Source organism: Furfurilactobacillus cerevisiae (assembly GCF_048961765.1).
GTDB lineage: Bacteria > Bacillota > Bacilli > Lactobacillales > Lactobacillaceae > Furfurilactobacillus > Furfurilactobacillus milii_A.
On record NZ_CP185253.1, the window covers coordinates 258,701 to 285,336 of the forward strand.

At 45.5% G+C, this 26,636-nt stretch carries 24 protein-coding genes and 1 pseudogene; 15 read left to right on the forward strand and 10 right to left on the reverse strand.

All coding sequences use genetic code 11. The features are described from left to right. Positions 1–341 precede the first annotated feature (341 nt). The 12 genes and pseudogenes from ABUE36_RS01145 (at position 342) to ABUE36_RS01200 (ending at position 12,438) form a co-directional block, all read left to right on the forward strand. Positions 342–3,818: a bacterial Ig-like domain-containing protein gene (locus ABUE36_RS01145; RefSeq protein ID WP_421017012.1), complete on the forward strand. Its 3,477-nt coding sequence runs from the start codon at positions 342–344 to the stop codon at positions 3,816–3,818. 78 nt (positions 3,819–3,896) lie between these two features. Further along, positions 3,897–4,106, forward strand: a complete 210-nt coding sequence (locus tag ABUE36_RS01150) for a bacterial Ig-like domain-containing protein (RefSeq protein ID WP_421017450.1) — start codon at positions 3,897–3,899, stop codon at positions 4,104–4,106. A gap of 41 nt (positions 4,107–4,147) precedes the next feature. Next, positions 4,148–5,077 carry an IS30-like element ISLpl1 family transposase gene (locus ABUE36_RS01155; protein ID WP_096109805.1) on the forward strand — a complete coding sequence of 310 codons (930 nt, stop codon included), beginning with the start codon at positions 4,148–4,150 and terminating at the stop codon, positions 5,075–5,077. A 13-nt stretch (positions 5,078–5,090) separates the two neighbouring features. Beyond that, positions 5,091–5,270, forward strand: a pseudogene (locus ABUE36_RS01160) (Na+/H+ antiporter NhaC family protein); the annotation flags it as partial. Continuing rightward, positions 5,270–5,872, forward strand: a complete 603-nt coding sequence (locus tag ABUE36_RS01165; RefSeq protein WP_017260604.1) for a TIGR01440 family protein — start codon at positions 5,270–5,272, stop codon at positions 5,870–5,872. The pseudogene ABUE36_RS01160 and the gene ABUE36_RS01165, both read left to right, overlap by 1 nt. A 26-nt stretch (positions 5,873–5,898) precedes the next feature. Then, positions 5,899–6,705, forward strand: coding sequence for a bifunctional hydroxymethylpyrimidine kinase/phosphomethylpyrimidine kinase (gene thiD, locus ABUE36_RS01170; RefSeq protein WP_421017013.1), 807 nt, complete (start codon positions 5,899–5,901; stop codon positions 6,703–6,705). Between the two features lie 143 nt (positions 6,706–6,848). After that, positions 6,849–7,943, forward strand: coding sequence for an ABC transporter substrate-binding protein (locus ABUE36_RS01175; RefSeq protein WP_421017014.1), 1,095 nt, complete (start codon positions 6,849–6,851; stop codon positions 7,941–7,943). A gap of 8 nt (positions 7,944–7,951) precedes the next feature. After that, entirely contained in the window at positions 7,952–8,869 is a 918-nt protein-coding gene (locus ABUE36_RS01180; protein WP_421017015.1) for an ABC transporter permease, read from the forward strand. Then, on the forward strand, positions 8,866–9,651 hold the full coding sequence (locus ABUE36_RS01185; protein ID WP_421017016.1) for an ABC transporter permease: 786 nt from the start codon (positions 8,866–8,868) through the stop codon (positions 9,649–9,651). The genes ABUE36_RS01180 and ABUE36_RS01185 overlap by 4 nt, the downstream gene beginning before the upstream one ends. A 1-nt stretch (position 9,652) precedes the next feature. Beyond that, positions 9,653–10,702, forward strand: coding sequence for an ABC transporter ATP-binding protein (locus ABUE36_RS01190; RefSeq protein WP_421017017.1), 1,050 nt, complete (start codon positions 9,653–9,655; stop codon positions 10,700–10,702). Continuing rightward, positions 10,702–11,574 carry a histidinol-phosphatase HisJ gene (hisJ, locus tag ABUE36_RS01195; protein WP_421017018.1) on the forward strand — a complete coding sequence of 291 codons (873 nt, stop codon included), beginning with the start codon at positions 10,702–10,704 and terminating at the stop codon, positions 11,572–11,574. The genes ABUE36_RS01190 and hisJ overlap by 1 nt, the downstream gene beginning before the upstream one ends. A 12-nt stretch (positions 11,575–11,586) precedes the next feature. Continuing rightward, positions 11,587–12,438 (forward strand): metallophosphoesterase, encoded by an 852-nt coding sequence (locus ABUE36_RS01200; protein WP_178941820.1) that lies wholly within the window; start codon positions 11,587–11,589, stop codon positions 12,436–12,438. 291 nt (positions 12,439–12,729) lie between these two features. Here ABUE36_RS01200 and ABUE36_RS01205 read toward each other — a convergent pair whose 3' ends face one another. The 3 genes from ABUE36_RS01205 to ABUE36_RS01215 all read right to left on the reverse strand — a co-directional run bounded on the left by ABUE36_RS01205 (position 12,730) and on the right by ABUE36_RS01215 (position 15,609). Then, entirely contained in the window at positions 12,730–13,503 is a 774-nt protein-coding gene (locus tag ABUE36_RS01205) for a CPBP family intramembrane glutamic endopeptidase (protein WP_421017019.1), read from the reverse strand. Positions 13,504–13,547: 44 nt separating this feature from the next. Next, positions 13,548–14,618, reverse strand: coding sequence for a YdcF family protein (locus tag ABUE36_RS01210; protein ID WP_178941822.1), 1,071 nt, complete (start codon positions 14,616–14,618; stop codon positions 13,548–13,550). Positions 14,619–14,694: 76 nt separating this feature from the next. Next, entirely contained in the window at positions 14,695–15,609 is a 915-nt protein-coding gene (locus ABUE36_RS01215) for a helix-turn-helix domain-containing protein (protein WP_178941823.1), read from the reverse strand. A 132-nt stretch (positions 15,610–15,741) separates the two neighbouring features. Here ABUE36_RS01215 and ABUE36_RS01220 point away from each other — a divergent pair, with 132 nt between their 5' ends. Next, positions 15,742–16,941: an MFS transporter gene (locus ABUE36_RS01220; RefSeq protein ID WP_178941824.1), complete on the forward strand. Its 1,200-nt coding sequence runs from the start codon at positions 15,742–15,744 to the stop codon at positions 16,939–16,941. 65 nt (positions 16,942–17,006) lie between these two features. On the opposite strand, the gene ABUE36_RS01225 is transcribed toward ABUE36_RS01220, so the two are convergent. The 5 genes from ABUE36_RS01225 to ABUE36_RS01245 all read right to left on the reverse strand — a co-directional run bounded on the left by ABUE36_RS01225 (position 17,007) and on the right by ABUE36_RS01245 (position 22,211). Next, positions 17,007–19,787 carry a cation-translocating P-type ATPase gene (locus ABUE36_RS01225; RefSeq protein ID WP_421017020.1) on the reverse strand — a complete coding sequence of 927 codons (2,781 nt, stop codon included), beginning with the start codon at positions 19,785–19,787 and terminating at the stop codon, positions 17,007–17,009. A 173-nt stretch (positions 19,788–19,960) separates the two neighbouring features. Then, positions 19,961–20,380, reverse strand: coding sequence for a GNAT family N-acetyltransferase (locus ABUE36_RS01230; protein WP_178941826.1), 420 nt, complete (start codon positions 20,378–20,380; stop codon positions 19,961–19,963). Between the two features lie 24 nt (positions 20,381–20,404). Then, positions 20,405–21,160 (reverse strand): SIR2 family NAD-dependent protein deacylase, encoded by a 756-nt coding sequence (locus ABUE36_RS01235; protein ID WP_421017021.1) that lies wholly within the window; start codon positions 21,158–21,160, stop codon positions 20,405–20,407. Positions 21,161–21,228: 68 nt separating this feature from the next. Then, positions 21,229–21,552: an HIT family protein gene (locus ABUE36_RS01240; protein ID WP_178913526.1), complete on the reverse strand. Its 324-nt coding sequence runs from the start codon at positions 21,550–21,552 to the stop codon at positions 21,229–21,231. Between the two features lie 17 nt (positions 21,553–21,569). Continuing rightward, a complete protein-coding gene (locus tag ABUE36_RS01245; RefSeq protein WP_178941828.1) occupies positions 21,570–22,211 on the reverse strand; it encodes a TetR/AcrR family transcriptional regulator in 642 nt (213 codons plus the stop codon). A gap of 165 nt (positions 22,212–22,376) precedes the next feature. On the opposite strand from ABUE36_RS01245, the gene ABUE36_RS01250 reads away from it, so the two are divergent. Next, entirely contained in the window at positions 22,377–23,174 is a 798-nt protein-coding gene (locus tag ABUE36_RS01250) for an alpha/beta hydrolase (RefSeq protein ID WP_421017022.1), read from the forward strand. Between the two features lie 173 nt (positions 23,175–23,347). Here ABUE36_RS01250 and ABUE36_RS01255 read toward each other — a convergent pair whose 3' ends face one another. Continuing rightward, a complete protein-coding gene (locus ABUE36_RS01255; protein ID WP_263863211.1) occupies positions 23,348–23,470 on the reverse strand; it encodes a hypothetical protein in 123 nt (40 codons plus the stop codon). A 282-nt stretch (positions 23,471–23,752) separates the two neighbouring features. Then, positions 23,753–25,402, reverse strand: coding sequence for a malolactic enzyme (locus ABUE36_RS01260; protein ID WP_421017023.1), 1,650 nt, complete (start codon positions 25,400–25,402; stop codon positions 23,753–23,755). Positions 25,403–25,509: 107 nt separating this feature from the next. Between ABUE36_RS01260 and ABUE36_RS01265 the strand changes: the two genes are divergently transcribed. Beyond that, positions 25,510–26,388, forward strand: a complete 879-nt coding sequence (locus ABUE36_RS01265; RefSeq protein WP_178941831.1) for a LysR family transcriptional regulator — start codon at positions 25,510–25,512, stop codon at positions 26,386–26,388. The last annotated feature ends 248 nt before the right edge of the window (positions 26,389–26,636 follow it).

A 26,636-nucleotide genomic window follows, 5' to 3' on the forward strand; every position in this document is an offset into this window, starting at 1 on the left:
ACATAAATTGTTTCCCGATTAATCCGTTATAAATTTATCTTTTTATAGCGAGTACATCTTGTGGACGATTTACAAGCACAATGATATATTGTAGTCGCTAAAAAATCAAGGGGGTAACACTTGTAGCAACTAATGTAAAACAATTGAATTTGCGATTGGCAAATTCAATTGTTTTCATCATCAACATCGACGTGTTATTGCCTTGCTTAGAACATGATGCAGAAATGGAAAATTAAACCTCACAATTATCAGATCAATTTTCCATGGATGACTAAATAAAACATGAGTGTTCCTTGCAAATGTTACGTGCGGACACGAATCAATAAAGAGGGAAACTAGATATGAAATTTAGTGCCTATAACAAGCTAACGTACGAAGACGCAGCCAAAAAGAAACGAGCTTGGATTCCAGGAGCATTTTTGACGATTGGAATGTTTGGTGTTTTTACCTATTCTGGAATTTCCGAAATAGTTCATGCAGACACTGGATTAACAGATGCAGCCGCAATCAAAGCGACCACAACAAATTTGACGACGGAAACAGCGCATGCATTAAGTGCTTCAAGCGCGGTTTCGAATAGTACGGGTTCAGAAGGCGCATCAACTAGTGATGTTTCAAAAGCATCGTCCGCATCGTCTCTGAGCGTGGCGTCGAACAGCAATGTGGACTCTTCAACATCGAGCAATAAAGTCAGCGCATCGAAAAGTACAGAAGCGGCGAGTCAATTTACACAAAGTTCAGATGTTCTGAGTAACAGTGCCGCAGCCTCGTCTAGTGCTGTGCCCGCAAACACGCAATCAGGTACCTTATCCGATACTAACAGCCATTCAGCAAGCAACGCCGATCCCAATACGCAATCAGCTACCGAAAATTCAGTTGTATCAAGTGTGAAGAGTCAGGCCTCAATTGTGGACAGTCAATTATCTTCGGCAGAAAGTGTAAGTAGTCAGGCTAAGAGTGACACGGAAGCTACAGCACAGCTAGTTCAACAGAATCCTACACCCCAAGTCCAAGTGACACCTGTCCAAACGAGTTTCACGTTAGCAAGTGCATCTCAAGTCACTGCGCCACCATTAAATCAGGCACCTGCGCTGTCTAATTTCTTTGTGAGTGGTCAGGGAAACTATATTTTATATAACGCATCTGGCGTTTTTGATTTATTTCCGTACAGCGTTACCAATTTAAATAAACAACTATATGGATTCTATGTCGTGTTGCCGACATCGATTACGGGACAAGGTTTGCCTGTTATACAAGCGGCAGCGGATGATTTAGTGACCCAAATGAAGGCAAAGGGCTTTTCAATTGATTCTATGACAGCCTATCAATTGAACGATACAACAGATGGTCGGCAGGTTTATTATTTCAGACCTAATGATGGTGCCAATGACACCAATGCAAACGTATCGTCTAGTTGGCCAGTTCTTCATCTGCCTGTTCATACAGGTGCGGATGTTAACACAACTCCTAAAACAATAAACATGAATGCCAATACAATGAATGAATTAGCATCGAAAGGCGTGCTGTTTGCCGGTTCCGGTAATTACACAGAGGGCGGCGGATTTTATCCCACGTTGTCAGCGAGTTCATTAGGGATAAACGCCCCGGATGCAAACTTAAAGGGAATCGTCTATTCGGGCATTACTAGGACATTGACGTACACGCATGCGACGGTGACGGATACCTATAACATAGTTGATGCCGAAACTAATAAAGTCATCAAGGTGTTGACCAAAGTTGGGCAAGACGGAACTCAGTATTCCCGAAAAGGTTTTATTGACTCGTTAGTTGCTTTAGGACTTGATCCGGCGATGTACGTTAACACTGATATAAATATCAACGATGGCACGTTAACAGATGATATAACCCTCACACCAGCACAATGGAGTTCAGGGCAAACATTTGTTGCTGGGCATACCTATACAGTAACTGTTGGCCGCGTTAAAACTAGCATCGCCGGTCATGATAGCAACTTGATTGCCGGTCCAAAGACGACATGGACTGCCAGTGATAACTTTGATGGAGCGACTGATATCAATGGCAAGGTCCTACAATTAAGTGATGTAAAAGTTACCGGTAGTGTAAATACGCAAGTGCCTGGCGATTATTCTGTAACGTATGGTTACGTGGATAGTCAAGGCAATAATGTCAGCAAGAAGGTAGTTGTGCATGTTACAGCCACTCAAGCGTGGGTATCAGCACATGACAGTTATCTAGTTTCCGGTCCGAATACTACGTGGACGCCTAGCGATAATTTCGATAGCGCAACTGATGCTAATGGTAAGTCACTACAGTTAAGTGATATGACAGTGACAGGAAACGTAAATCCGCAGGTTACCGGTGGATATTCCATCACATATAGTTATGTGGATAGCCAAGGTAACCGTGTTAGTCGGACAGTGGGCGTATATGTTACAGCCAGCAAGGCGAGCGTAAAGGGCCACGACAGTAACCTAATTGCCGGCCCGAATACGGCATGGACCGCAGGCGATAATTTCGACGGCGCGACTGATGCCAAAGGTAAACCGTTGCAGTTAAGTGACGTCAAGGTAACCGGCAGTGTAAATCCACAGGTTCCGGGCGACTATTCTGTAACGTATAGTTATACGGATAGCCAAGGAAATAATTTTGATAAGACGGTAGTTGTTCACGTCACAGCTAGTCAGGCAAGCGTAAAAGGTCACGACAGTAACTTGATTGCCGGTCCGAATACGACATGGACCGCAGGCGATAATTTCGACGGCGCGACCGATGCCAATGGCAAACCACTACAGTTAAGTGACGTCAAAACAACTGGCAGCGTAAATCCACAGATACCTGGTGATTATTCTGTAACTTATAGTTATGTAGATACCCAAGGAAACAATGTTGACAAGACGGTGATTGTTCACGTCACAGCAAGCCAGGAAAGCGTAACCGGCCATGATAGTAATTTGGTTGCTGGTCCCAATACTACGTGGACTGCTAGCGATAATTTCGATGGTGCGACTGATGCCAATGGAAAGGCTTTACAGCTCAGTGACATAAAAGTAACGGGCACTGTAAATGCACAGGTGCCTGGTGACTATTCCGTAACTTACAGTTATGTAGATAGCCAAGGTAACAATGTCACCAAGATGGTAGTTGTCCACGTCGCAGCTAGTAAAATTAGTGTATTAGGTCATGACAGCTCCTTAATTGCTGGTCCCAAAACCATGTGGACGCTCGCTGATAATTTTGATGGTGCAACTGATATAAATGGCAAACCACTGCAACTAAATGATGTGACGGTGTCTGGAAGTGTAAATCCACAAGTTGCCGGCGATTACTCTGTCGTTTACAGTTACGTAGACGGCCAAGGTAACAACGTCAGCAAAACCGTTGCTGTTCATGTGCTGAACAGCCAAGCCAGCGTAACCGGCCATGACAGTAATCTAGTTGCTGGTCCAAATACCACATGGACTGCCGCTGACAACTTTGACGGTGCGACCGACATTACTGGTAAGCCACTGCGGTTAAGTGACGTAAACGTGACGGGAAGTGTGAATCCTCAAATTCCCGGCGATTATTCGGTAACGTACAGCTATGTGGACAGTCAAGGCAACGATGTTAGCAAGATGGTAGTTGTCCATGTTGAGCCGAGTCAGGCAAGTATACATGGTCATAATAGTAATCTCATCGCTGGTCCGAATACGGCATGGACGGCTAGTGATAACTTTGATGGTGCGACTGATGCTAACGGTAAGGCTATCCAGTTAAACGATGTAAAGGTTACTGGCAATGTAAATCCACAAGTGCCTGGGGATTATTCGATAACGTATAGTTATGTGGATAGTTAAGGTAACAACGTTGATAAAGCAATAATTGTTCATGTTGTCGCTAGCCAAGCAAGTATCCTTGCTCATGATAGCAATCTAATTGCCGGTCCGAATACGACATGGACTGCCAATGATAACTTTGAAAGTGCAACTGATATTAATGGTAAGGCTCTTCAGTTGAACAATTTAAAAGTAACCGGTAAAGTAAATCCACAAGTACCTGGCGATTATTCTGTAACCTATAATTATGTAGTAGATTGTAAAATTAATCCGAACGCTGTTCGGACAAAAAAGATCAGCTTCCTTTAAAATGGTGTTTACAACAAACCCATCTTTTAGGAGCTGATCTTTTGTCTAGTATAACCTATTCCGAACGAATTAAAATCGAAACCTTTTGTGAACTAGGGCTGTCCAATATCCAAATGGGCGTTCGGCTGAACCGATCACCGTCAACAATTTCTTATGAATTATCTCGATGTCAACCTTATCAGGCTGAATTAGCACAAACAGATGCCGAATACAAGCGATCACGATGTGGTCGGAAAACTAAGCTGAGCGATGAGTTAAAGCAAACAATTCTCAACCATTTACATCTAAGCTGGTCACCAGGAATGATTGCTCACGAATTTAAACTAGCGACTAAATCTATTTATAATTGGCTAAATCAGGGGAGAATTGGTTTCTCCTTGAATGATCTACCTGAACATGGCGTACGCCAACGGCGTAACGTTGACCAACGATCCAAATATAATCAATCTTTGGGGCGATCGATTGAACAGCGTCCCATGATGATTAATCAACGTAATCGCATCGGTGATTTTGAACTAGATACCGTCGTTGGCCCTCGTGGGCATAGTAAGGCAGTTTTATTAACTTTAATCGATCGCAAATCACGGTTCCTTTGGGCATATCGGTTAAAGGACCGAACGACAGCGAGTGTTAATGAAGCACTGACTAAGTTCCTAACAACTTTTAATGGACCGGTGCACAGTTTTACTGTGGACCGTGGTACTGAGTTTAGTGGGCTAGTATCATTTGAATCACAATATGGTATTAAGACCTATTACTGTCATGCTTATACGCCAGCTGAACGTGGTAGTAATGAACGCTTTAATCGGAATTTACGTTATTTTTATCCTAAGGGGACTCGTTTTGAGCACATTAGTGCTCAAGATTTAACGACGACGTTACTCCAAATTAACCAGAGACCGCTTAAAATACTTGACTGGAAAACACCGTATCAGGTTATGCTGACCAATTTGTCCAAAAATTCGGATTAAATTTGCAATCTACCTTGTGCCATGGGGTGTGAGCGGAATCTTTATTTCAGGCACTTTAAATGTCGACTCATTGAAGTACATTCCGTTTGCATTCTATCCGTATTTAAATCCCTTAATGACAATTATTCTTGGTTTCACGTTTGTCACATGGAAGTATCACGCTGCCCAGGCTAAACGTGCAGGAGGACAGTAATGAACAGCGCTGACTTACATGATCGCGTTCGATTGGAAATTGAAACAGGTGTTAAAGAACTCCTGTCAAAAATGCATCTAGAAGAAAATGATCTTTTTGTTGTCGGATGTAGTACAAGCGAGATTCAAGGTATCCGTTTGGGACAAGATCCTAATCAAGAAATTGGAAATTGGGTCATTTCGGCATTACTCGATGTGCTCATTCCGAGAGGCATCAATCTAGCCGTGCAAGGCGGCGAAGAGATCAATCGTGCTTTACTTGTTGAACGTTCCGTCGCGAAGCAACGACAATACGAAATTGTATCTGTTATACCATCACTTCAGGCTGGCGGTGCCGCTCAAACTGCCGCGTATGATCTTTTTAAAGATCCGGTAGAAGTGGAACACATTACTGCGGAAGCTGGGATGGACATTGGCGATACTGCAATTGGCATGCACGTTAAGTTTGTTCAGATACCCTTTAGAACTTCTATTCAGACTATTGGTCAGGCACATACAACTTATTTGGGAAGTAGACCGAAATTTATTGGCGGTGAGCGCGCAATCTACCACAAACGTACACGTGATTTACCGCCCGACATTATTCCAATGAAGCGTAATTAAAGCAATGGAGTAGAGGAGAAATGATAATGACAGTACCCCAGGTATTAACAATTGCGGGATCAGACTGTGATGGCAGTGCCGGTGCACAGGCAGATTTACTGACCTTCTTTCATCAGCAAACTTATGGTCTATCGATTATGACATCTTGTGTAGCGGGTAATTCTATTGGTATTCAAGACAGCACTGACTTACCACATGATTTTATTGTGAATGAGTTTGAAGCTATCTTTTCCGATTTTCATGTTGCGGGAGCTAAGACGGGGATGCTATCTTCTCCTGATGTGATTGAAGTTACACGTTATTATTTAGAAAGATATCAGGTTAAAAATTTTGTTTTAGATCCTGTTATTATGACTAAGCATGGAGCCCAGTTAATTGGAGATAAGGCTGTAGGTGCAATAATTCGTAAACTGATACCTATTAGTCTCTGCATCACACCAAACTTTTATGAAGCACAAGTGCTTTCAGGAATGACTATAAAAAGTGAGCAAGATTACTATAGTGCGGCGTTAACCATTCAATCTGAAGGTGCTAAAAACGTCTTAATAAAGGGTAGTCATGATGATGTTGACGATAAAGGTCAAATTACGGATTATTTACTGAGCGAGGATGGGCAATTGAAACAATATAAAAAAGCACTACGCCCAACAACGCATATTAATGGTACTGGAGATACATTGTCTGCCTGCATCGTAGCTGAGATTGCGAAGGGATCTTCGGTTGCCACTGCCGTTCAAACGGCTGAAGATTATCTTTTAAACGCAGTTACTTGGGATTTGAATATTGGCTCAAAGTTTGGACCAATTAATCATTGGGGTATCAATATTAGCTGAAATGTTTTTGGGGAGTGAACTATTTGTGTTCACTCCTTTTTCTTTACCGAATCCATACCCAACCTTTACATTCCCCATCTCGAATCGTTACATCCGTTTGCTAACCTTATCTCTGTAAGGCAGAGAAAGAGAGGAGCAATTGGATGAAACTAGGTAAACGTTTGGGTGTAGCGGCGGTGACGCTGAGCTTATTGGGAGTGGCGTTAGCGGGGTGCTCGTCGAATAATGCGGCGGCAGCAACATCGGACAAATGGTCGACGGTGGTGAAGACGGCCAAGAAGGAAGGCACCGTGAAGTCGGTAGGGATGCCGGATACGTGGGCCAACTGGATTGGGTCGTGGAACGACATTAAGGCGAAGTATGATGTGTCACATAAGGATACGGACATGTCGAGTGCGCAGGAGTTGCAGAACTTCAAGAATGTGCAGGGTAAGAAGGCCTCTGACATTGGTGATATTGGAATCAACGTGGGGCCGACTGCCACGAAGAAGAACCTGCTGATGCCGTATAAGAGTCAGTACTGGGACAAAATTCCGACATGGGCAAAGGACAAGAAGGGATACTGGGCGGCAGGTTACACCGGTACGATTGCGTTTATCACAGATACGAAGAATGTGAAGGCTAGTGACGCGCCGAAGTCGTGGGCTGACTTAGCGAAAGGAAATTACAAAGTCTCTGTCGGTGATGTGGCCACGGAAGCGCAGGCGCAGTATGCCGTATTGGCAGCCGCTCATGCCAAGGGTGGCAGTGAAACGGACGTTAAACCCGGCATCGACTTCTTTGCTGATTTACATAAGAAGGACCGCTTATCAACGGTCGATACATCAATTGATAACTTTAAAAAAGGCGAGCAGCAAGTTGCTGTCGTTTGGGACTTCAATGCGTTGAACTATCGCAAACTGATTGGCGGCGACAAGAACCGGTTCAAGATCAGTATTCCAACAGATGGTACGGTTACGAGTGGCTACGCGGAAGTCCTGAACAAGAAGGCGGCGCATCCAGCAGCGGCCAAATTAGCGCGGAGTTTCATCTTGTCCGACCAGGGTCAAATCAACCTGGCGAAAGGGTTTGCTCGGCCGATTCGTTCAGATGTCAAACTGCCTGACAGCGTAAAGAGCCAACTGTTGCCAGATAGCGACTACAAGAACGTTTATCACGTGAAGAACAACGACAAGTGGAACACGACCACGGTCAAGTTGGCGCAGATGTGGCAGTCAGACGTCATGGGCAAGAAGTAGGTCGCTGCATGAAAACAAAAACGAAGATTTTCTCACCATTTCTGATTCTGATGGGTGTCACGATACTGTTGCCGATGGCGGCGATGTTACTGACGAGCTTTCATTTGGATGGCGACGGTCAGTTTACGCTCGCCAATTACACGACCATTTTTACGCAGTCATATTATCGGCAGGCCATCTTTAATAGTCTCGGGATTTCTGTTGTAGCGGCTTTGATTGGCTTAATTATCGCTGTTCTCGGCGCGTGGGCGATTACACGTTTGTCCGCTAAAGCTCAGGCGGCCGCGTTGACATTATTTAACATAGCGACGAGCTTTGCCGGGATTCCGCTAGCCTTTTCACTGATTATCTTGTTTGGGAACGACGGCGTTCTGAACGCGGTCATGGCAGGCCTGGGTTCAGCGGTCCATAGCCCCAGCATTTATTCGCTTGGCGGACTAATCCTCGCCTACGTATTCTTTGAAGTCCCTCTGGGCATCCTGTTCCTCTATCCGCCATTTCGTGAAATCAGCCGCGACTGGCAGGAAGCTTCATTGATGCTTGGCGCGAATCGCCGCTTTTACCTGATCCACATTGTGTTGCCGATCGTGTTACCAAACTTAATTGAGACCTTTATCATTCTGTTTGCAAACGCCATGGGGACGTATGAAACGATGTATGCGCTGACTGGCAACAACATTGCGACGATTCCGATCATTATTGGCTCCCTGATTAACGGTTCACTGAACGCGAATATTCCGTTGGCAAGTGCGCTATCGACGGTGTTTGTGCTGACGATTGTTGTTTTAGTGACAATTGGGAACTGGTTAACTAAACGTAAACGAACGTTACAGACTGTGGCAGTGGCTACAAAAAGGCCTGCTCGCAAACGTCACCGTTTGATGAATGGTTATCCAGTATTGATGAGGGGGATGAAGAGCAAATGACGACAGAACGAAAGTGGTCAGTCGGCATCCTCACCATGATTGCCGGACTGTTATTACTACCCATTTTGGCAACGCTGATTTATTCGTTTGCGACAAACTGGGTAAAGACGATTTTACCGGCATCGTGGACGTTGAAATGGTACGGCCAGTTGGTGACCAACAGCGATTTCATGACGGCGACGATTAATTCACTGATTGTTGGTGCGGCTTCGGTGATTGTGGCGATGGTGTTTTTTCTACCCGTCATCTTTTACATCAACGTGTTTGATGAACGGCTGAAAGCGAAAGTGCGCTATCTGATGGTCATGCCTTATGCGGTGCCGGGCATCGTGCTTGTGACAGGGTTAGTCCAGATATACGGCAACTTGCCGATGCCAAAGTTGATCTTTCTGATTTTAATTATCACCGCGCTTAGTTTTCCGGCGTTTTACCAGAGTCTGGATAACGTCTTCATGAGCCGCGACTTCCGGGGAATGTTTGAGCAAGCACGGATGCTGGGCGAGCGACCAGTGAGTGCGTTTGTCCACGTGATGCTGCCAAACATCAAGACGGGTGTCTTCGTGGCGATGTTGCTGACGTTTACGACAGGCTTTAGTGAATATGTAATTACAAACATCTTTTTAAACGGCGATTACGAAACGTTCAAAATTTATATGTATCGATTGATGAAGGCCAACGGCAACGCCAACAGCGTCCTGACAGTTTGCTACTTTGGGCTGCTGATACTGGTCGCTATCATATTGATGAAACTCTCCGGCAAAGACGTAAAGGCAGGGAAGTAAGATGGACGATTTACTGACGGTTGAACAATTAAACATCGGCTTTAATAAAACGCAGGTGATCAAGGATATGAGTTTTGGCGTCAAGAAGGGGCAATTGACCTCGTTTCTTGGTCCCAGCGGCAGTGGCAAGACAACCGTGTTGCGCGCCATTGCCGGATTGAATAAACACATTAAGGGGCACATTCGGTTGGCTGGTCACGACATTACCAGTTTGCCGCCTAATCAACGCAATATCGGCATGATTTTCCAGTCCTATGCGCTGTTTCCAAACTTAACGGTGGCTGACAATGTGGCGTATGGATTGCGCGTTCAGCGTCGACCGAAAGCTGAAATCATTAAACGTGTCGATCATATGTTGGAGTTAACCGACATGATGGCGAAAAAGGACGCGTACCCAGATGAATTGTCTGGTGGTCAAAAGCAACGGGTGGCCCTCGCGCGGTCGATGGTGCTAGAACCACAACTGCTATTGCTGGATGAACCATTGAGCGCGTTGGACGCCAAAATCCGGGTCGAACTGCGCGATCAAATTCGCCGCTTTCAACAGGAAATGGGCATCACCATGATTTTTGTCACCCATGATCAGGCCGAAGCCATGGCGATTTCTGATGACATTTTGATCATGAATGACGGCAAGATTCAGCAACAGGGCAGTGCCACCGATATTTATGAACGGCCACGGAATATGTTTATTGCGAAATTTATAGGTAATAACAATATTCTTGATGGCACCACGCTGCGTAGCCTTGGCTGTGTCGTTAATGAACAACGGCAGTATGTGATCCGACCAGAGTTATTTATGTTTGATAACAGGCAACCAGGCGGTGCAACACAAGATAATCGTCACTCAGCGAATGCGGAGGTGATCTCAATTCCAGGTGTGGTCGAGTCAGCGTCACTGCTGGGTGACCGGCTCGAATTTACGTTTGCGACAACGAGTGGGACGCGATTGAAGGTGAAACAGTTGAACACACGAGAACACCCAGAGGTCGGAGCACATGTGAACGTGTTGCTGCGGCGCGATGCGGTAACGCCGCTAGTGGAGGCGTAATGTTAAGTGCAGAAGAGTTAGGTCGCATTGACCGGCAAACGTGGAACGGGCACACACATACAGAATTTTGCCCGCACGGATCTGGCGAGTGGGTGGAAGATTACCTGGAAGCGGCGATTGCGGCGGGGTTTAAGACGTATTCAATTACGGAGCACTTTCCGATGCCACCGAAGTTTGTTGAAGAGGCCCGCGGTTCGCGGCACGCCATCTACACTGCGGCGATGGCTGAACGTGAGTTAGATGCCTATCTCGAAAAGATGGCGTTGATTAAAACCCGTTACGCTGACCGGATTCGCGTATTAGTCGGTTTCGAAATTGATTATTTTGAACGTTACCGGGACTGGACGGCGTTGATGTTAGCAAAGTATGGGCAACGAATTGATGATGCTATTCTGTCCGTGCATTTCTTACCGACTGCTGATGGCTTGCGAGCAGTGGACGATAGTGAATTGGATTTTCGCGATGGGGTCTTGGCGGAGTATGGCAGTCCGGTCGAGGTCGCTAATGCCTACCTAAGTGCGATGATCAACGCGATTCGCTGGGAGACGCCAAATAAGCCGCATCGATACGGACACATCACATTGTATCGCAAATGGCTGCAGCAATTTCCTTTGGACGCGGTCTGGTCGGATAACACAACCAGTCAATTAGTTAACCAGTTACTAGACTTGGTGGCTAAACGTGGCGACATGCTGGACTGCAATATGTCCGGTTTGCCGCGAACAACACAGCAAGAGCCGTCACCGACGTTTGCCATCATTGATGCGGCCTTGAAACGCGGTGTTCCGATGGTGTACGGGTCGGATACACATAGCGTGGCCGGTGTCGCGCAAGGTTACCAAACGTATGTCGATAAACAACTCTTTCGGTAGTGGGGTAAAAGTATGAAACTAACAGTTGTGCCACACGAGGCGTTTCGAATTTGTCAGCTGACGGACCTTCATTTCGGTAGTGTGCCATTGAATCCGTCTGACCAGCGAACCATCAATGCATTGAAGCATTTCTTCAATCATCACACATATGACCTGATCATTGTGACGGGTGATTTGATTTGGGAAAATGACACGCCGCAGGATAGCCTAAACTTGTTCTACGAAGTGCTGAATGAAACGGGCACGCCTGTCGCGGTGACCTATGGCAATCACGATACAGAAGGCTCGTTGACACGGTCGGAGATTCGCAGCTTTGAATCTGCTCTGCAGTTGCCGGCGCCTAAGGAAAATGTCTACACAACGGTTAACCGAGAAAATTACACGCTGGATATTTATGCGGGTGATGTGATGCGAAACCGGTTGTTCGTTTGGGACAGCGGCGATTACCTCAACTGGGAGTTGGGTAAAGGCTATGCACCACTGGAATTTGAACAGATTGACTGGTATTTAAAGCTCAGCCAGGCGGACAAACGGACGGCGCGAACGGATCTTGGGTTTCTGCACATTCCGCTACCGGAGTATGCTGATACAGCGGACTTTATTTTGGAAGGCAGCATGGGTGAACAAATTTGTCCATCAGATTACAACTCTGGTCTGTTTTACGAGATGATGCGGCAACACGATATTAAAGGTCTGTTTGCCGGCCACGACCACAATAATAACTTCCGCAGCCGATTGGGTGATATCGAACTCGATTATGGGAATGTAACGGGGTATAACGCTTACGGTGTTACCAACCGTGGAGTTCGTGAGATTGAGCTGTATGGGGATCATTTTGAGACACGGGTCGTGACGTTTGAATAGCAAGTGGCTAATTGTACTGATTATATTGATCTAAATAGGGCACATCACGTTAAAAAATATCGTGATGTGCCCGATTTAATTTCTTTAACATCTAACTTATATTGAGCGTCTTTCAATTTAATATTTCTTATTTCGTATGATTATCAAATGAAAAAAGGCAGATTGAATTGCTGATTTAGCAGTATTCATACATGATTTAATGTTCTTTCTTAACAATATTTCGTACGAAAATCGTATGAATATAGTTCAAGAAAAGATAATGCCTTGCATTTGAAATATAACACACTTAAATCACAAATTTCCCGAATAATCATACAGCAGATGACTTGCCGTAAACGTCCACAGGTTCCGCGTTCGTAACCACAGGCAGCCATCCAGCAACGTTGGCAGACCGACATCAATCAGCACTTCCGTCATGTGGTAGCTATAGGAGCTGTAATGCCAAGCGCCAAACAGCAATGCGGTGATGAGAAAGGCCAGCCAATAGCGTAGTGTCGGTCGTTTGATCCACAGCAGCGCAACGAAAATTAGTGAAAAGAGACTCAGTCGAAACACGTCCTCACTGGGAATTTCATACCAATTATTGATAGCGTAGCTGATGAACTTGTGCCACGCGGTGCCATGGAAGGTGACACTACTTTCGGCCGTGTCGGTGACTGTTTTGACATGCAGTTTGGTGATCAAGCTGTCGGCAATATTTGACATGACTCCTTGTACAAACGTAATGATGACGACCGCACAAATACTTTCAAGCCAGCCGGTTCGTCGTTTGACACGCGGACGGTTCGGCATCCAGCGACTGAGCTGCCAGAAAAAGAAGAACACAGTTCCTGCAATATAGTAGCTGTACAGCCCACCAAGTGTGGTCAGTAAGCTTAACAGCGGCGGTGAAACCAGCAGGTGGAAATGCTCAAGGTCGGGCACGACTTCCGTAATCACGCCGGCAAACGCTGTCAGTGAAATTAACACCCATGCCAAGGCAGAGCTGCGGCCATATTTGAAGGCCAAGGTGATATCGTCTTGGTCGTTTTTGTCTAAAACGAAATATTTTTTGATTCTCGACAAACAAATCACCTGCGTTTCGCGTATGTAATGGGTATAGGAAAAAGCTAAAGGACGTGATATTCAAAAAGAACTGTCAAACCACCCAGAATCAGCAATGATGCAATGGTTAGTGCATGTGCCCACTTGTGACGGGCAAACACTGCAATGTACTCGCGAATAATGGCGTTTGGTAAGAAGAACTTAGCAGTGCGTGAACCAATCCCATCAGCTTTGAGGCCAGCACGACGGGCAATCATCCCCGCACGGAGCGTATGGTAATTACTGGTCACAAAAATCGCGTTAGGCTGCTTGCCATCATTAAACGTCATTAGTTTCTTCGAGAACAACATGTTTTGTAGCGTATTGATGGACTGGTCCTCGGCAATTGCGTGATCAGCGGGGATGCCGTGTTGTAAAGCATATTCACGCATCGCAACACCTTCCGCGCGGGTCTCGTTGCCGCCTTGCCCACCTGAGAGAATCAGGATGGGTGCTTTACCAGTCTCACGTAATTGCCGTTGGTAGAATTCAATCCCGCGGTCGACTCGTTGGGCTAACAGCGGTGGCACGTCACCACCATTGATCAGTCCGCTACCAAGCACGATGACATAACGTTGATTGCGTTTGGGACGATTAAATTGATAGAGCACCAATACGGTGAGGTAGTTGTAAAACCAAAAAAGTAGGTACAGCACAACGATATCGGTCACCATGTTGAAGAAAACGAACCACGGTTGTGGTAGCAAACGACCGGCCCAACCGTCAATCCAGGGAATCAGTAGCACACCGATACCGAGAATTAACGTTAACATGTTGCCGAGTGAGTGGCTTTCCCTGCGCCAGACGATGACGGCGTTCCAGAGTAGTAGAATACTTTGGCCTAGAAAAATTGCAAAAATCGTAAAGAGGACCAAAGCAAACGGCACACCGAATAGCACGATCAAAATATGATTTTCCATGTTCAAAATCGTTGACCCCAGCGCCAGCAACGTTGAGTAAAAGGCGATGTTAAACCAGATACCGTTAATCAACCGGCGTTTATCTCGGTACCAAGACCAAGCAAAGATTAGTGCAAAAATAATAGCAATCAGCCAGACCGATTTAATTAGCGGACCGGCCCCATAGTTGAAGTGCATGAATCGAATTCCCCCTCGTGTTCGTAACTCAATTGTGCAGGTTGAACGCTATTTTGACAACAATTTACAATTAATTTTATGCGCTGGGAGCACGGTCAACAGCTTCGCGTAGTTGTTGCCAAACGTCTGACGGCATAAAACGTTGCAGGTAGTTAATTTCGTGTGCCAGCAATGCTGGTGTACCAACCTGTTTAACAATGATTAATGCTGCTTGTAGACGATTCAATCCAGCATCTTGTTTACCAGTTAAGTACATAATCATGCCACCAAGAATTTGATATTTAACGGTCTCATAGAATTGCCGAGGATGGATTAACAGGCGTTTGAAGAGTGCCAAAAAGTGCTGAACGGCTTCTAAGCGATTATGTTCAGCACAGGCACAAATCAAGTTGTTCAAGATGCGGAATTGGGCAGACACATTATCCGTTTGTAAATTCACGTAGACCAGCCCGCGTTTATACATCAGGTTGGCTAAGGTGATTGCCTGATCGACTGGCAGGCACATCAGCGAGTTACCAAATAAGTAAAGCTCGTAGAATCCCCAATGCTCAGCGTTTGATAGGTAGTTAATGATGAGTTCCTGCGAGGACGACGCCAGTGTTGTTTGGGTTAGTGATGCAATACAGGCATCTAACATTGCGTCATTTAAATCGAGAAAGAGTGGCAACAGCTGTTCGTGGTCTTTTCTAAATGTGCTTTTTAACTGACGTAAAGCGCCAATATTATCTGCCAGATATAAACGGCTCACGTCATGCAAATACTGCTCGTTTGTCGAGTGATCTGACTGTGCGGACTGGTCAAAATAGACGAACTCTGCGATGTCGACATTAATCCGTTCGAGCAGGCGGGTTAATGTTGCAAACGAAATATCAGTTAGACCACGCTCGTATTTGGATAAGAATGACGCAGTAACGATGCCATCACTGACTTCTGTCAGCGACAGATGTTTGCCACGACGCAATTGACGGAATGTTGCACCCATTGAAGACATAAAAGGCTTCTTTCTATTTGTATAATATGACAATTTCAACACGCTACTCAGAGTCTAATGCTAATGTGAACAACGAACAATAGCTATTTATTAAACGCGTCGACGCGTGATTAATCGATATGAGGTGTTGTCATGATCAAATCACGCTTTAATTTTCAATTTTTGTGGCTGTCTTTCACAGTTTCGACACTGGGCGACTGGCTACTAAAAATCGCTTTGCCAATTGCCATTTATCAACTGACTGGTTCAGGTGCGCAAATGGCCCTTATCTACGGGATTCAATTTTTACCTTGGCTGTTTATTTCAGTCTTTAGCGGCATTATGGCTGACCGCTTTGAAGAACGCCAGATTTTGTTCTGGGGTAATTTAGGTGCCGCCTTGGCTACCAGTTGTTTAGCCATCTTAGTGTATAGTCACACAACTGGATTCTGGTTCTATCTATTGATTTTCGTGCAGGCTAGCTTCGCGCCGTTGATGCATCCAGCATTTCAAAGTATTATTGCACGAATCGTTGATTCAACGAGCCTGTATAAGGCGAATGCTTCTTTACAGGTTGTGGACAACACACTGAGCCTAATTGGTCCGATGGTCGGTGGTTTGTTGACTGCGATTATTGCACCACAGTTAGCGGTTTTCATTGATGCAGCAAGTTTTCTATTGGCGGCCATCCTAAGTTTCGTTGTCCGCCCTAGTGCAAAACGTCAAACTGCATTAATTTCAGAGTCGACAGTAAGCGCCATAAAGGCCGGCTTCGTTGTTTCATATCAAAACAAAATTGTTTGGTATGGGGCTCTGTTATTCTTTTGGACAAACTTGGGTACCAACATGTTTGCCGCTAATTTTATTTATTTTATGCGCCATTCACTGCACACATCTGTTTCGATTGCTGGTATAACGATGGGATTAGCAGGCATTGGGGCTATTATCGGCTCTCTTGCGACGCCATGGTTAAGCCTTTATTTTTCAGCAGGTACCTTAATTGTTGGTACGACATTATTAGCAGGCATCGGTTTGGTTGGTGTGGGCCTGAGTCACCAGTTCCTTTCAGTAGCAGCCTTTTATGCGCTGGTTGATTTCTGTGGCAATGTGAATGCAGTGGTGTTCTTTTCATTACGACAAACGGTTATTCCACAAGCAATCCTTGGACGAGTTGTCAGTGTGACACGAATGATCTCATACGCTTCGATTCCTATTGGTAGTTTTCTGGGAGCGGGGTTAGTGGCGGCGCATTGGCCGTTAGCAGTTATCATTGTAGTAGCGGGGATGATTCGTTTTGGCGCCGGTGTATTTGGCTGGTTTACGCCTTTAAATAGTTCTTCGAACGTCAATTAATTTGGTCACAAAAAGTCCGCAATAACCGATTCTAATCAGTCATTGTGGACTTTTGAAACGAACTTTTATTGCTTTGCTTGATGTTGTCGAACCAAGTACTTACGCAATTCTTCCAGCAAGAATAACGGAATTGGAATGACAATCAAGAAAATCCATTCACTAACACCCAGTGGTCCCGTGTTGAATAGCCCTTGTAAGAATGGAATATAAATCAAGCAGGCTAGTAGCAATACTTCAAACGCAATTCCCCACCAGATGCGATGGTTGCTGAAAATGCCGATGCTGAAGACTGAAGATATCTGTGTCCGACAGTTGATGGCCGCGGCAATCTGACAGAAGACAATTGCGGCCAGCGTCATGGTGGTGGCTTCGCGGTAAACATCGCCATTGCTTGCCAGTGCGATGCCAGGCCAGCCGTTCATCTTGTTAACGAAGAAGTAGGCGACCGTTGAAATCACAGAGGCGACTAGACCATATAAGCCAAACGCTTTCCAGATGATGGACTTGTTTAACAAGTGGGCTGTCCGCGGCCGCGGTGGCTGATCCATAATCCCAGGTTCGCTGCGTTCGGCACCAAGACCCAGGGCAGGTAACATATCCGTCCCTAAATCAACGGTCAAAATCTGCATGACGGTTAATGGCAAAGGCACCAGCCCGCGAGTGAACAGGAAGATAACCGATGGCGCTGCTTCCGGTACGTTGCTGTTTAGAATGTACAACAGGAACTTTTGTAAATTACTGTAAACGGTCCGGCCTTCTTCAATCGCGGCTACGATGGAAGCAAAGTTGTCGTCAGTCAGGATCATGTCTGCTGCATCTTTAGCAACATCGGTCCCAGTGACACCCATGGCAATCCCGATATCAGCCTTCTTTAAGGCTGGTGCGTCATTGACACCGTCACCAGTGGAAGCGACGATATCGCCGTTTGCTTGGCACATCGAAACGATGCGAAATTTATGTTCAGGTGCAACGCGGGCGAAGATAACTTCACCCTTGACCGCTTCGCGAAGCTGATCATCACTCATTTGGTTGAGTTCATCACCGGTGATGACGCGCGCTTTATCAGAAGTGAGACCAATTTTGACGGCGACACTCTTGGCGGTTAACGCACTGTCGCCAGTGACCATAATGATCCGGATGTTGGCGCGGTGACACTTTTTGACCGCGTCATAAATTTCTGGACGTGGCGGGTCGGCCATAATGGTCAGCCCAACGAAGATCATGTGTTGTTCAGCCGCGTCGATACTGATTGCTTTGTTGTCTTGAGGGAGTGTGGAACTGTTAGCGCCAACTTCTCGATAGGCAAACGCCAATGCGCGTAGACCTTGAGCTGCGTACATTTCATTGGCGTGGTTAATCTCGTTGCGGTCGGCATCAGTCATGGCCCGCACATTACCGCCATCTAGAATCTGATCACTGATGCTTAACATGCCATCGAGCGCACCCTTTGTGTAAATGACGCGGCCACCGTCAGCAGTGGGGTGAATCGTCGTCATCCGTTTGCGATCAGAGTCAAACGGCAATTCAGCCAGCCGTGGCATTTCTTTAGCAACCGTCGTCTTATCTAGTCCAGCCTTAGCCGTCAAGATATCGAGGGCCGCCTCAGTCGGCGTGCCCAGAATTTTCGGCGTATCCTGACTGGTTACCGGCGCCTGAACCTGCGTATCGTTATTGAGTAGCGCAATTTGTAGCAGTCGTGAAAGATCCGCATCCTGTGTGGTATCGAAGTCTTTGCTGCCAAACTGAATGTGACCGTTGTTGACATATCCAGTACCCGTAACAGCATAAGTACGCGTCGGCAGCCACACATTGTTGATGGTCATTTGATTTTGCGTCAGCGTCCCGGTTTTGTCGGAACAGATGACGGTCGTTTCACCTAATGTTTCTACACTGTTGAGTTGTTTTAAAAAGGCATGTTTTTTGGCCATCCGTTGCGTGCCTTGAGCTAATGATAGCGTGACAGTTGGTAACAAGCCTTCGGGGATGAATGCCACAATCATGCCGAGCGCAAAGATAAACGATTTAGCGACCGGATAGTGAACGAAGAAGATGGCCAGAACAAAGAAGACAACACCAATCATAATCGCGATAAGTGATAGCTGCCTTGTTAGGCGGTTAAGCTCTTGCTGTAATGGTGATGCAGTTTGTTTTTCATTCTGGGTTAGACTAGCGATTTTACCAAATTCCGTTTGCATCCCAGTGCTGAGTGCAATCGCGGTTGCCGTGCCACTGGTGACTACAGTGCCGGCATAGACGATGTTCTTTTCAGCAAACTGACCGTCGCCATGATTATATGTTGAACGTTTGGAAGTGGGGACGGATTCACCGGTGAGGGCCGATTCGTCAACTTGCATCGAGGAGACTTCGGTTAGGCGGGCATCGGCAGGAATCGCGTTACCGGCCTGAATGGCGAAGACATCGCCCGGTACCAGATTATCCGCGTTGATTTGCATGTCCTTGCCATCGCGTGTGACTTGAACAAACGTTGGTAACATCTTGCGCAAGGAATCGGTTGCTTTTTGTGCGGCGTGTTCCTGCCAAAATGAGAAACATCCATTGATCAAGTTGACAGCCCAGATGGCAATGCCGAGTTCCACCATTCCAGCAAACATGGCGATGAAACCACTAACCCACAGCAAAATGGCCATCATCGACGTAAAGTTCTTAAGAAAGCGCAGTAACTGCGACTGACGTTTGCCATGCTGAATGGTGTTGGTCCCATATTGTGTGAGCCGTTTTGCCGCCTCATCATGACTGAGTCCTTCTGCTGAAGTGCCTAGTTGTTCTTGTAATTGTTTGATATCCATCTTAGCAAAATCATCATTTGTTAATGTTTTCGTTGCCATAGTCCTCGCCTACTTACATTCCTAAATTTAGATGCTAGGGCCAGTATAGGCCTTTTATAATTTTCGTTAAATTAGAGTACATCGAAGTCAAATGCAGTCGAGTGAGTGATTGCTCACCTAACGAATTGACTACAGCATACGCCTCTCATTAACAAAGTCAAATTTAGATGGATTTATTCACGATGCCACGCCATCCCGATGCTTTCGGGAGCCGTTGGTTGGAACCCGGACTGTGCGTATAGGTGGTCAGCAGGCACATCGGCAATCAAACTAACCTCTGCGTCCGCGGGCGCATGTTCAGATAAATAGTTGGTGACAGCGCGCATTAATTGTTTGCCGAGACCGTGACCTTGCTCACTTGGTGTGACGGCAACATCGACGACTTCGAAGACGATACTGCCATCACCAACAACGCGTGCCATCGCCACTAATTGGCCCTGCTTACGGATTGACACGCCCATTAAACTGTTTGGCAAACCGCGAGTAGCTGAGGCAAGGCTACGTGGGCTTAGTCCCGCCGCTTTGCGCAATGCACAAAACTCTTCGGGTGTCGGCAAGGTGAGTGTTAATTGATAATTTGTTTCATTGGACATACTAGTCATCTCAATTCTGTTCTATTATTTCGTCACGGTTGTGATAGGCAGGTTTAGCTTACCCGCTAATGTAGCAAACGTTTTATCGGCTGTTGCACGAATCACTAAAGTGGCCCGATCATCGAATTCCGTTTGAGTGGGGTTGATGTCAACTAGGGTTGAGCGATTTTCAACATGGTCGTAGTATCCGTTAGCACCAGTGACTAGGACTAGGTCAGCGGTGTTTGTCCATGAATCAGCACGCTCGCGTTCTGCAGGCACTGTCGCAATATTGCGGAATATGGGATCTGGTGAAATAACGCCACCACAGTTTGGACAATGTGGTACTGGATCTCGCAAAATTTCGATGGGATAAATGCGACCACACTGCACACAGTGATTAATGTTCAAACTACTCCAAATATTGGCTGTGTTGTGACTGCCGGCACGCTCATGAAGATAATCGACATTAGTCGTAATCACACCGTCTAACAGTTGATGGTGTTCAAGCTGAGCTAAAACTTTATGCGCAGTGGTCGGGCCGACATTAAAAATCGGATCGATAAACAGCTGATGAAATTGATGATAAAAATCATCGGGGTGTGCTTCAAGGTAACTTTCAGATGAAAGTGAACCTGTCGTACCGCCACTCAATTGTTCCAAGTCGGGAATGCCACTGGCCACGGAGATGCCGGCACCTGTCAATGCGATGGTGTGATGTGATTTTGAAATGAGCTGAGCCAACTGATTAATTTGTTCGTCAAAGTTTGCTGATTGATCGTGAGTTAAAGTATTAAACATGACTGAGGACCTCGATAACATTTTTATTAATAAACGGTCAATTATGAAGGATGTAATGAGGGTAACGTTTACGCAACGGGCACAAGGTGAATGTGAGCGTGATCAACTCGTTGACCCGCAATTTGGCCGACATGACTAAAAACTTGATAACCACGGGGATGTAGTTGCGCATCGAGTGATTGTTTTGCCTGTGATAGCAAATCCATCATGGCATGTTGTTCCTCTGGTGTGGCGTCAAACAAGGTTTGGCAATGCCGCCTCGGTACAATTAACATATGACCGGGAGCCATTGGATGAATGTCATTAAAAGCGACCGCCAGATCGTTTGATAATAAAATTTCGTTAGCTGGCTTATCGCAAAATGGGCAATTAGTTTGTTTAGATGTAGTCATGGAAAGGCCGTCCTTCCTTAAAGTCGCGATTGAAGAAGTTTATTGATAGTGGAATCTAAGTCACGCACACTCAGTTGTTCTTGGTATTCAGGACGCACCACTTGTTGGCATTTAAAGTTTACGTAGTCAATTAGTGCTTGTCGTGCAGTCAATGAATGGGTGACAAGATAATGTTCATCGAGTAGCGTGGGAATCATTTCGTGATCCGCCAGCAGCCAGAGCGTTGGGTTGGCCTGATTAAATAAATTCAGTGTCTGACCGTGCGTGTAGAATTGGCGCTGTTGTTGGTCAAATTTTTCAACCGCAGTATTTAGTGTTGAAGATAATTGGGGGTACTCAGTCGCTAACTCTCGGCGAAAGCGGCGTGACAGGCTACTTTCAAACAGTAACTGAGCCTTAATCAATTCATTAAGGCCGATGAGCATGGCTGTTTGATCATTATTAGCGGTGGGCAGTTGTAAGTCGTCAATGAAGTCGCAATACTCTGTAATCACAGCTGTCATAACATCATCTTTTGACGAGAAGTAACGGTAAACGGTTGTGCGGCTTGCATGTGCAATCCGGATAATATCGTCCATTCGCAGGTCCGAAAATCCGTTAATGTTCATGTAGCTTATAAGATGGTGTAACATGTCGGTTCGCTTTGAAGTTTTGGCCATGATACGCTTCCTTTCCAATCTCAGCTAAAAGCCTTCATAATTGTGGACGAGTATAACACCATTCTAAAAAAAGTGTACAAAAACGAACAAAAATGTTCTTTTTGTTTCATCCATTACAAGAAAACAGTTTATAATGATGCCAATTAGAAAAGTGGCGAATGAATTATGAAGCGACGTACCAAGGTTTTACTGATTGTTAGTCTTTTATTGCTCGGGTTTGTGGGGTGGGATGCTGGGCACAGTCTCTTGTATCAACACCGTTTATCGACACTTCATGCAAGACAGACCCACACGGCAACAGTGTTTATCGGCGGATATGGTTCAAACGCCAAGGCCTTTGACCAGATGACGACGCATTGGCAACGGGCAGGGATTGCCAGCCATCGCGAGCTGGTTCGCATAAACCATCGCGGCCAATTAAGCATCTCTGGTGATCAACGGCCCTCAACTAATTATCTGGTTCAATTGGCGTTTGCGGATAATCGCGATCCGGCTGTTCAAATCAGATTGTTGCCTAAAATCATGCATGAATTGAGGACTCGGCAGCACATTACCGAGGTTAATTTTGTAACGCATTCGATGGGCGGTGGCGTTGCATATAGTTATCTGGTTACCAATCACGTTGATGCACAACCGTATGTCCGTCATTGGGTCGCCATCGCTAGTCCGTTTGCAACGATCAACAGCAATACTTCCATTGCTCACAGATATAACCGTTATCTCAAGCGGGCGACTGACCTGCCACATGACCTGAAGATTCTAGCTATTGGCGGTAACGCGTGGGGATTAGGTACAGATACGGAAGTGTCAGTTGCTGGGGTAAAGGCATTACGACCACTTGCAGCGCAATATGTTCAAACGTACCAGCAGCACATTATTAACGGGGATATCTTATCTGTTCAGCACTCAGCGTTACGGTCTAATCCTGAAGTCGTTTGGCAAGCAGCGCAATTTCTGTTTTAAAAGTATCTGTATAAAGTTAACCGGTTATGATTAATGACAATTAACGAAAACCAATTAATAAAGGGATTTGTTAATGAAATCGATTTTCTAAATACTGCATAAAATAAAAAATACGTTGACGTTTAATAGCCATCTTCTGATGGTTAACCAAACGTCAACGTATTTTTTCAAACTCACATTTCAAACATGACAACCCACATCATGCGAATTGCTTCGATAAGCATTGTTAGCAACCCTAATCCTAGGACGCCCCCAGCGACATACCACAAGGCGCGTTGCAATTTAACTTTATCCATGGCAATCTCCTCTATTCACCTTGAATTCTAGTCGAAACAGTCTGGATGTGCAATTAGTAAATTTATGATAGGTGATTATTAGTGATGTGCCAAAGAAAATAGTTTATTTATGAACGGTTGGCACTCACCGTTATTTGTGTAAGCTACAGGGATATCGGCATTGAATTGCTCAAAAATAAAAAATCCGTTCACAATCACTCGCCAGTTAATGTCGGGTGATTGTGAACGGTTTGTTTTCGATAAAGTGACAACTTTGATTAGTCTAGAATTACAAGTTGCAATTTAGTCGTCTAAATTCAGTTTGGTATATTCTGGTGTCCATTTCGTGTCCAGGACGGCAGCCTTCACGTCGTCAATCGGTTTTTCGTTCAAACCTTGATCGACAGCGCTTTGAGCAACGGCTTCAGCAACCGTTTCGGAAAAGACATTGAGTTTTTCGACGGGTGGTAATACGGCCGCGCCGGGCTCATTCACATCGATGATCCCGCCTAGTGAGTGAGCGGCCTTGCTAATCATCGTGTCATTTAGCACTTTGGCAGAAGCGGCGATGGTGCCAAGACCTAAGCCAGGGTAAACTAGTGCGTTGTTGGCCTGACCAATTTTATAAGTAATACCGTTATAGTCAACATCGTGAGCCGGAATCCCTGTGGCAATCAGACCACGGCCATCGGTCCATTTGATGAGATCATCAGCGGAGGCTTCTGCTAACTTGGTTGGGTTAGACAGTGGGAAAATGATTGGTCGTTCCGTGTGGGCCGCCATGTTGCGGACGATGTCTTCCGTGAACGTTTCTGGCTGAGTTGACGTGCCTACCAGAATTGTCGGGTGGATAGCGTCAACGACAGCGGCTAAGTTGGTTAATTCATCGGCATTTGTAAATTCACTCCGTTGACGGGCAAACGGACGTTGTTCGGGGGTGAGGTCAGTCATGTCATCAAACAGAAGTCCTTGTTTGTCGACCATGTAGAAGTGTTTGCGTGCTTCGTCTGCACTCAGTCCTTGTTCGACCATTTCATCGAAGATCCGTTTGGCAATACCGGCACCGGCAGATCCCGCGCCAAATGTCAGGTAGGTTTGGTCAGTCAACTTTTGTTTGGAAATGTTCAACGCACCGAGGATCCCAGCGAGGGTGATGATACCAGTTCCTTGGATGTCGTCGTTAAAGGTGACGTATTGGCGTTGATACTTTTGCAAAATTTTAGCAGCGTTGTTTCGGCCAAAGTCTTCAAAATGAAGGTACATATTCGGGAAGAGCGATTCAGCGGTGGTAACAAACTGATCAACGAACTGATAATACTTGTCGCCTTCGACACGTTTGTGATGATTACCTAGGTAAAGGGGATCATTCAGCAATGACTCATTGTTAGTCCCAGTGTCGAGAACTACGGGTAGCACTTTGCGTGGGTCGATTCCGGCCGCGGCGGTATAAACCATCAGCTTACCGACGGAAATGTCGACGCCTTGCACACCCCAGTCCCCAATGCCGAGAATTCCTTCACCATCTGTGACAACGACCAGCTGAATGTCACGATCACCGGCCACGTTCTTTAACGTTGTGGCCATGTCATCAGGGTCATCGATGGAGAGGAAGGCAGCATATTGTGAGCTTAAGAATAACTCACTGTAATTTTCAATCGTCTCAGCGATGGTTGGATCGTAAACGACGGGCATAAATTCAACGACGTGTTGACTGAATAACTTGTAGAAGAGAATCCGGTTTTCATTGAATAGATTCATCAAGTACAGGCGCTTGTCCAACATGGTGGACTTGGCTTGATACTGTGCGTAAACGCGTGCCAGTTGATTTTCCATCGTCTGAACGCGTGGCGGTAATAGGCCAATCAGACCAAATTCACGGCGTTCGGCGTCGGTAAACGCAGTGCCCTTGTTTAAAAATGGATCTTCTAAAATTTCAGTTGGTGTCATTTTCATATTAATGCCTCCGTAATTTTATCAATAAACTAAGGCTACAACCCTGCTATAATCATAGTCAAACAGTCTGTTTGATATAAAAAATGACAATATGGAGATTATTAAAAATGAATACACGGGATTTGGAATACTTTATGGCTGTAGCGGAGCGGCAAAACTTTTCGGCTGCCGCAACCCAGTTTCACGTTAGTCAGCCGACGATCACACTCGCAATTAAACGATTGGAAACAGAGTTTGGTGATACATTGATTCAGCGGGATCGGACACACGCACAGGCCCATTTGACTCCAGCAGGAGAGATTCTGCAACGGCGGGCCACATTAATTTTGCAAAATTTGAAATTGTCACAACAGGAAATTATTCAGACAAAAGCAACGACCGTTCGATTTGGGTTGCCACCGATTATCGGAACTGTCTACTTTCCTAAATTGGCTGGCAAACTAATGGCAGATGGGATTCTCAGCCACATTCGCACTCGTGAAGCCGGTTCTGATCAGCTGCTAAAGGAATTACAAAATGGTGATATTGACATTGCACTATTGGGCTCGATTCAACCCTTACCCAATGATCGTTTGCACACGCAGTTATTAGCAGAACGCCCGTTTCACGTGATTGTGGGCAACGACCATCCACTAGCCCATCGTGAACGGGTAAGTTTTCGTGAACTCGCCGGTGAACGGTTCGTGACACTGAATGATAATTTTATTCATCCAGCAGCATTGACGGCCTTCTCAAAAGCGGCGGGGTTTACGCCAAACGTCATTTATAAATCGCCCGACATCAATTTGATCAAAGGATTAGTGGCGGAAAATCTCGGTATTAGTATCTTGGTTAGTGATGCTATCAAGACAGGGGATGAGGTTGCCTCACTGACGATAGCGGATGCGCTGACGGAACGCTTTAATATTTCTCTAGCTTACCGTCAAGGATTTGTACCAAATGAGATGCAACAGCAATTCATTAACGATTTAAAGGCGCTTAAATGATGTGAAAATAATATTTTGTAATTTATCTCGTTGCCATTTTGACAGCGAGATTTTTTGATTGGTTTTAAAGATTCGACATCTATACCAATTCTGCATAGAAATGATTTCGTTGTTGAAATCGTTCACCAAAAGGCTTAATTCAAATAAGAAAAAGTATGCCTTTTTAGACAGTATGTAAGCAAAATTAACGTTACGTGTTAACTAAAATGGTTAGTAACTATAAATATTAGATACTTATCTTTTCATTT

Bases quoted from the DNA above. Each gene is read 5' to 3' on its own strand.
- ABUE36_RS01145 (WP_421017012.1), top strand. From the start codon at position 342: ATGAAATTTAGTGCCTATAACAAGCTAACGTACGAAGACGCAGCCAAA.
- ABUE36_RS01165 (WP_017260604.1), top strand. From the start codon at position 5,270: ATGAACAGCGCTGACTTACATGATCGCGTTCGATTGGAAATTGAAACA.
- thiD (WP_421017013.1), top strand. From the start codon at position 5,899: ATGACAGTACCCCAGGTATTAACAATTGCGGGATCAGACTGTGATGGC.
- ABUE36_RS01175 (WP_421017014.1), top strand. From the start codon at position 6,849: ATGAAACTAGGTAAACGTTTGGGTGTAGCGGCGGTGACGCTGAGCTTA.
- ABUE36_RS01180 (WP_421017015.1), top strand. From the start codon at position 7,952: ATGAAAACAAAAACGAAGATTTTCTCACCATTTCTGATTCTGATGGGT.
- ABUE36_RS01185 (WP_421017016.1), top strand. From the start codon at position 8,866: ATGACGACAGAACGAAAGTGGTCAGTCGGCATCCTCACCATGATTGCC.
- ABUE36_RS01190 (WP_421017017.1), top strand. From the start codon at position 9,653: ATGGACGATTTACTGACGGTTGAACAATTAAACATCGGCTTTAATAAA.
- hisJ (WP_421017018.1), top strand. From the start codon at position 10,702: ATGTTAAGTGCAGAAGAGTTAGGTCGCATTGACCGGCAAACGTGGAAC.
- ABUE36_RS01200 (WP_178941820.1), top strand. From the start codon at position 11,587: ATGAAACTAACAGTTGTGCCACACGAGGCGTTTCGAATTTGTCAGCTG.
- ABUE36_RS01210 (WP_178941822.1), bottom strand. From the start codon at position 14,618: ATGCACTTCAACTATGGGGCCGGTCCGCTAATTAAATCGGTCTGGCTG.
- ABUE36_RS01215 (WP_178941823.1), bottom strand. From the start codon at position 15,609: ATGTCTTCAATGGGTGCAACATTCCGTCAATTGCGTCGTGGCAAACAT.
- ABUE36_RS01220 (WP_178941824.1), top strand. From the start codon at position 15,742: ATGATCAAATCACGCTTTAATTTTCAATTTTTGTGGCTGTCTTTCACA.
- ABUE36_RS01225 (WP_421017020.1), bottom strand. From the start codon at position 19,787: ATGGCAACGAAAACATTAACAAATGATGATTTTGCTAAGATGGATATC.
- ABUE36_RS01230 (WP_178941826.1), bottom strand. From the start codon at position 20,380: ATGTCCAATGAAACAAATTATCAATTAACACTCACCTTGCCGACACCC.
- ABUE36_RS01235 (WP_421017021.1), bottom strand. From the start codon at position 21,160: ATGTTTAATACTTTAACTCACGATCAATCAGCAAACTTTGACGAACAA.
- ABUE36_RS01240 (WP_178913526.1), bottom strand. From the start codon at position 21,552: ATGACTACATCTAAACAAACTAATTGCCCATTTTGCGATAAGCCAGCT.
- ABUE36_RS01245 (WP_178941828.1), bottom strand. From the start codon at position 22,211: ATGGCCAAAACTTCAAAGCGAACCGACATGTTACACCATCTTATAAGC.
- ABUE36_RS01250 (WP_421017022.1), top strand. From the start codon at position 22,377: ATGAAGCGACGTACCAAGGTTTTACTGATTGTTAGTCTTTTATTGCTC.
- ABUE36_RS01255 (WP_263863211.1), bottom strand. From the start codon at position 23,470: ATGGATAAAGTTAAATTGCAACGCGCCTTGTGGTATGTCGCTGGGGGC.
- ABUE36_RS01260 (WP_421017023.1), bottom strand. From the start codon at position 25,402: ATGAAAATGACACCAACTGAAATTTTAGAAGATCCATTTTTAAACAAG.
- ABUE36_RS01265 (WP_178941831.1), top strand. From the start codon at position 25,510: ATGAATACACGGGATTTGGAATACTTTATGGCTGTAGCGGAGCGGCAA.